Here is a 1,945-nt window from a genome sequence, read left to right on the forward strand (position 1 = left end):
ACATCACTGTGTTGAGGAACTAGCCCTTCTTCGGGCGCTTCGGAGCGGCTTTCCTTGGCAGCGCCACTGGCGCTTCGGCTTCCTGCGCCAGCCTGGCCGCGCGCAAGCGCTCGGTCTTGGCCGCCCTTTCCTTGGCTTCCAGGTCCTGAATCTGCCGAGCGACACGAGAGGTCGTGTCGGTCTTGGCTTCCGTGCGGGATGGGACCGGCTTGAACAGGCCGGTATCCGGTAGCGACTTCATTGTCATCTCCTTAATCAAAAAAGGCCGGGCAAAGCCCGACCTTCTCCAACGCGCCTCCGCGGCCTATGCCAGTACATCCGTGGTCAACGACCGCGAGGCGCTGTGATCAGGAGGCTTGCAGATTCTCGGCCGCGCTTTTGCCGCTGCGGGCATCCTTCACGACGTCGAAGCTGACCTTCTGGCCTTCGACGAGGGAACGCAGCCCTGCGCGCTCGACGGCCGAGATGTGAACGAACACGTCCGGCTGACCGCCGCCCTGCTCGATAAAGCCGAAACCCTTGGTAGAATTGAAAAACTTCACCGTTCCAGTAGTCATTGCGATCTCCTTACAAATCGACGCAAAATTGTACCCGCCCGGCAACCGCCAAGCGACGAATTCTTCGAAATTGAGAGGGAAGATCGCAGGGGCGCATTTTGCGCGAAAACAACGTTCTTTCAGCAAGATCGATTTATCCTATATAGCTATTAATTTCCTCAGCGGCAAGGGCCCCGGGCATAATACTTCAAGCCGCGGTCCGTCCAAACCAAAGCAGTTCCCGCCGGAGCGGTCGATCCGACAGAGCGTTGGTCCTGATTCGACGAGCGCGGTTCCTGAATGGGGCAGCAATGGCCAAAAGGGACAACAATCCACCCTCTCGCGACGTGGTGAAGCGACTGGTGCGGGAGACGGGCATCAGCGAGGCATAGGCACGCGATCTCGTCCGCCTTATCGGCCTGCACTGGAGTTCTCTTGTCCGCGAGGCCAAGCTGATCGCTTCCTCACCCCGGGATTAAGCCGGGTTCAGCCCCTGGAATCCAGATGGTCGAGGATGGCAAGGCCGGTTTCGTACTTCTCGGGCGCGACGCCCGCCTGGTGGGCCTGCCAGAGATTGTCGCGCAGATCGGCTATCTTCACCGGCAATGCCAGCCCGTTCGAGGCGGCGCGGTAGAGAAAACCTTCCTCGCTCTCGTCCATGCGCCGCGTCAGCGCATCGACCGCGGCCACCACCGGCAGGCCGAAACCAGCGCCCTGCAGCCTCTCAAAGGTCCAGCCGTCGCCTTTCTCGACAATGTCGTGCAGGTAGGCGACGGTCTTTTCGTCCAACGTCTCGACGGCATCGGCAACGCGCCTCAGATGTTCGATATAGGGCCGACCGGTCTTGTCCTTCTGGCCTCGATGAGCCTGCTCGGCGATCTTTGCTGCCTCGTGAAGCATGATCCTTCCAATCTCGTCACAACAGAGCCCGCCCCGGCGAGGGACGGCCGAGGCGGGCTTGCTCGGGTCTGAACCCGGTCGGTGGCGCGCCTCTCGCGGGGGGAGCGGGGCTGCGCGCCATCCTGCCTTCCAGAACAGCGGCGCCTGGCGAATGTTCCCGCCCGGAGAAAAAGACTGGTATGCAGGAACTTCGCGACCGCGCTGCCGTTAGCCCTGCATGTCCAACAGGAGGTACGGCAAATGGATTGGAACCGCGTCGAAGGCAATTGGAAGCAGGTGAAGGGCAAGGTCAAGGAACAGTGGGGCAAGCTCACCGACGACGATCTCGATCGCATCGCCGGAAAGCGCGACCAGCTCGAAGGCAAGATCCAGGAACGCTACGGCATCGAGAAGGATCGCGTGCGCCGCGACATCGATGACTGGTACGGCCGCCAAGGCTGGTGACAGCCGACTGCCCGAAGCAAAGGGCGCTGCCGCGCGGCAGCGCCCTTTTTGCTGAGCCGTTCAGG

Annotated in this window: 4 protein-coding genes; 1 reads left to right on the forward strand and 3 read right to left on the reverse strand. The window is 61.6% G+C overall.

Translation table 11 applies throughout. The features are described 5' to 3' along the window. Positions 1 to 19: 19 nt before the first annotated feature. The 3 genes from EOA27_RS34165 to EOA27_RS34175 form a co-directional block, all read right to left on the reverse strand. A complete protein-coding gene (locus tag EOA27_RS34165; RefSeq protein ID WP_245463268.1) occupies positions 20 to 241 on the reverse strand; it encodes a hypothetical protein in 222 nt (73 codons plus the stop codon). A 106-nt stretch (positions 242 to 347) separates the two neighbouring features. Continuing rightward, complete coding sequence (locus EOA27_RS34170; RefSeq protein ID WP_126083849.1) at positions 348 to 557, reverse strand: cold-shock protein; 210 nt, start codon at positions 555 to 557, stop codon at positions 348 to 350. Between the two features lie 465 nt (positions 558 to 1,022). After that, positions 1,023 to 1,436 carry an HD domain-containing protein gene (locus tag EOA27_RS34175; RefSeq protein WP_126083251.1) on the reverse strand — a complete coding sequence of 138 codons (414 nt, stop codon included), beginning with the start codon at positions 1,434 to 1,436 and terminating at the stop codon, positions 1,023 to 1,025. A gap of 240 nt (positions 1,437 to 1,676) precedes the next feature. Here EOA27_RS34175 and EOA27_RS34180 point away from each other — a divergent pair, with 240 nt between their 5' ends. Further along, on the forward strand, positions 1,677 to 1,880 hold the full coding sequence (locus EOA27_RS34180; protein ID WP_042640013.1) for a CsbD family protein: 204 nt from the start codon (positions 1,677 to 1,679) through the stop codon (positions 1,878 to 1,880). The last annotated feature ends 65 nt before the right edge of the window (positions 1,881 to 1,945 follow it).

Origin of the sequence: Mesorhizobium sp. M2A.F.Ca.ET.037.01.1.1 (assembly GCF_003998075.1) — a bacterium.
GTDB lineage: Bacteria > Pseudomonadota > Alphaproteobacteria > Rhizobiales > Rhizobiaceae > Mesorhizobium.